We start from the raw sequence: 3049 nt of genomic DNA, 5'->3' as shown, positions 1-3049 counted from the left end.
CGATGCCATTATTTACTCGAAAAGCTCTTCTAAGGTATATATCTTAGGTTTTTTCTTTAGAGCTGCAATGCCTTTTTTTATCTCGCGCATCAAGTCTCCATCAGATTTTATCGCAATTGTCTCCCGCCAACCTTCGAATTCATCGGGACTTACTAAAACCGCCGCGGGTCGTCCATTTTTAGTAATGATAACCTCCACATCGGTTGACTGAACTTTTTCAACAAGCTCGCTCAATTTCATTTTTGCTTCGGATAGAGAAAGTGTTTCCATATTATAATCCCATATTATAGTTGACCTGAATTATGGTCATAAATTAAAGAAATACGCTGGTCGTGTCAAGCAAATAAAAAGCCCTGAAGGATTCTTTGCCCTGAGCGTTGAATTTCCGCTGGCGCTTTAGACAGCCCCGCCCGCCCCAATGGGCGCAACTCCCTTTCCCCTCACCCCCGGCATTGGCAGCAAGGGCTTGGCGCCCCTTTTCCCGCCGTTTGAAACTCCCGCCGCACCGCCCCGTCGTCAACCCTCATTTACATGCGCTGGTTTCGGCTGCGGGTTCTCCGCACAGGCGCTGACAGCGAAATGGTTGTTGTAGAAAGATTTTCATAATAGACTGCCAAGATGTAAATATTTTTTACAAAAAATATTTGTTTGTTGACTATTTAGGATTGAAATTGATATTATGGTCGAAATATCATCCCAGCCAGGCGCCAATGACCGATCAAAACCAACAGTTGATCAAAGAAATTGCGGCCGCCGTAAAGCGGCTGAATCGCGCCGTCGGTTCAGGGTCGCCCAAAATGGCCGATCGCTCGGGCCATACCCCGTCCCAGAGCAGCGTGCTGCGGAACCTTTTGGAGCGCGGGTCGCTGTCGATGGTGGAATTGAGCCAATTGGTGTTGGTGACCCCCGCCGCTGTCACCGGAATCATCGACCGGCTGGAGAAAAAGGGTCTGGTTGAGCGCCTGCCCAAGGGAAGCGACCGCAGGGTCACCCGAATCGCCTTGACCCCCGCGGGCGCCTCCCGGGGCCGATCGCTTTCGGATACCATCGAGGAGAAACTGACTGCGGGTCTGGCCCATCTGGAAGCCTCCCAACTCTCCAAATTAAACCAAGGCTTGCGGCAGATCCTCGCATTGCTTGAAACGCCCGACAGCCGCGATGCGCAAAACCCAAGAGCCGCCGCTAAGCCCCCCGATTCAGGCAGCTCGCAGACCTGAGATTTTCCCCCGCGCCCCAAGCCTGACAAAAGGCAGGAGAACCCCAACAAAAATCGATTTTCAAGGAGGTCGGCATGAATGAATTAAAGGAGCTGGAGTGGTTGTTTGCATCTGGAAAAATTTCGCGGCGGGAGTTCATGGGTCGCGCCGCTGCCCTGGGACTGGCCTTGGCCGTCGGCCCGGCGCTGATGCCGTCGACCGCAAAGGCCGCAGAGCCCAAGCGCGGCGGCCGCCTGCGCATGGGGCTCTCCGGCGGGTCCACCACCGATTCCCTGGACCCGGCGGCCATCACCGACATCGTGATGCAGTGCGTCCTTTACGGGCAGGTGGGCAACTCCCTGGTGGAGATCGACCATGAAAACAGGGCCACGCCTGAATTGGCCGAAAGCTGGGAGTCTTCACCGGATGCCAAAAAGTGGGTTTTCAAGCTCCGCAAAGGTGTGGAATTCCACAACGGCAAAACCATGGACGCCGATGACGTGATTCACTCCATCAACCACCACCGGGGTGCAGACAGCAAATCCGCCGCCAAGGGGATCGTGGAGTCCATCGAGGACATCAGCAAAGACGGCCAGGACACCGTAGTCTTCACCCTCACCGGCGGCAATGCCGATTTCCCCTACATCATGAGCGACTATCATCTCACCATCGCCCCCAAAGGCAGCGATTTTACAGACGGCATCTTCACCGGTGCCTACGTTCTCAGGGATTTTGAGCCGGGTGTGCGCGCTTTCGCCACCCGCAACCCCAACTACTTCAAAAAGGACCGGGCCTGGTTCGACGAAATCGAGACCCTGGCCATCAGCGACGTCAACGCCCGCACCAATGCCCTGAAAACCGGCCAGATCGACTACATGAACCGCTGCGAACTGAAAACCGTTCACCTGCTCAAGCGCTCCAAGGGCATCCAGGTGATGCAGCAAGACGGCTTCAAGCATTACACCTTCGCCATGCGCACCGACACCGCCCCATACGACAACAACGATGTCCGCCTGGCGCTGAAATACGCCATCGACCGCGAGAGTCTGGTCAAAACCATTCTGCGGGGCTACGGCACGGTGGGCAACGACCACCCCATCGCCGCCGCCAACCGCTATCACGCATCCGACCTGCCCCAGCGGCAGTATGATCCGGACAAGGCCAAATTCCACCTCAAGAAGGCCGGGGTGGAAAACCCCACATTCAAGCTGCACGCCGCCGAGGCGGCCTTTGTAGGCGCCGTCGATGCCGCCGTCCTCTACCAGGAGCACGCCGCCAAGGCCGGGATCCGCATCGAGGTGGTGCGCGAGCCCAACGACGGCTACTGGAGCAACGTCTGGTTGAAAAAACCCTGGTGCGCGGTCTTTTGGGGCGGGCGGCCGACGGAAGACATGATGTTCAGCACCGCCTACGCGGCCGATGCGCCCTGGAACGATACCTACTGGAAAAACGAGCGCTTCAACGAACTGCTGGTGGCCGCCCGGGCGGAACTCGACGAGCAGAAGCGCCGCGGCATGTACGTCGAAATGCAGCAGCTGGTGCGGGACGACGGCGGTGTCGTGGTGCCGATGTTCGCCGCCGACCTGGCGGCCGCCAGCGACAAGGTCGCCCACGGCCCGCTGGCGGTCAACTGGGAAATCGACGGCTTCCGGGGGCCTGAGCGCTGGTGGTTTGCCTGATGGCGGGCGGCTGAAAACCGGTGGTTCGGGATGGCAGGCCGCGGCCCGGCCCCGTTTCAAGCCCGGCGGCCGCGGTGCGCCCTCCCCATCGGCGGTTCGGCAACCTGTTTTTTGCCGTGGTGAATACGAAAAAAGTTTGAAACGACGTGATCTCGCGACCCACCAGTCGGCTCG

The 3049-nt window shown here is 58.0% G+C and carries 3 protein-coding genes; 2 read left to right on the top strand and 1 reads right to left on the bottom strand.

Translation table 11 applies throughout. From position 1 onward, the window contains the following. Window positions 1-12: 12 nt before the first annotated feature. Window positions 13-270: a type II toxin-antitoxin system Phd/YefM family antitoxin gene (locus LJE63_16620; GenBank protein ID MCG6908228.1), complete on the bottom strand. Its 258-nt coding sequence runs from the start codon at window positions 268-270 to the stop codon at window positions 13-15. Window positions 271-797: 527 nt separating this feature from the next. Here LJE63_16620 and LJE63_16615 point away from each other — a divergent pair. Both LJE63_16615 and LJE63_16610 read left to right on the top strand, forming a co-directional pair. Beyond that, a complete protein-coding gene (locus tag LJE63_16615; protein MCG6908227.1) occupies window positions 798-1217 on the top strand; it encodes a MarR family transcriptional regulator in 420 nt (139 codons plus the stop codon). Window positions 1218-1291: 74 nt separating this feature from the next. Continuing rightward, the gene (locus LJE63_16610; protein MCG6908226.1) at window positions 1292-2875 is read left to right on the top strand and encodes an ABC transporter substrate-binding protein; all 1584 of its coding nucleotides are present in this window, start codon (window positions 1292-1294) and stop codon (window positions 2873-2875) included. The last annotated feature ends 174 nt before the right edge of the window (window positions 2876-3049 follow it).

It is taken from the genome of Desulfobacteraceae bacterium (assembly GCA_022340425.1).
Taxonomy (GTDB): Bacteria; Desulfobacterota; Desulfobacteria; order Desulfobacterales; family JAABRJ01; genus JAABRJ01.
The sequence above is the reverse complement of the archived record's forward strand: the minus strand, read 5'-3'. Positions and strand labels throughout refer to the sequence as shown.

Bases quoted from the DNA above. Each gene is read 5' to 3' on its own strand.
- LJE63_16610 (MCG6908226.1), top strand. From the start codon at position 1,292: ATGAATGAATTAAAGGAGCTGGAGTGGTTGTTTGCATCTGGAAAAATT.
- LJE63_16620 (MCG6908228.1), bottom strand. From the start codon at position 270: ATGGAAACACTTTCTCTATCCGAAGCAAAAATGAAATTGAGCGAGCTT.
- LJE63_16615 (MCG6908227.1), top strand. From the start codon at position 798: ATGGCCGATCGCTCGGGCCATACCCCGTCCCAGAGCAGCGTGCTGCGG.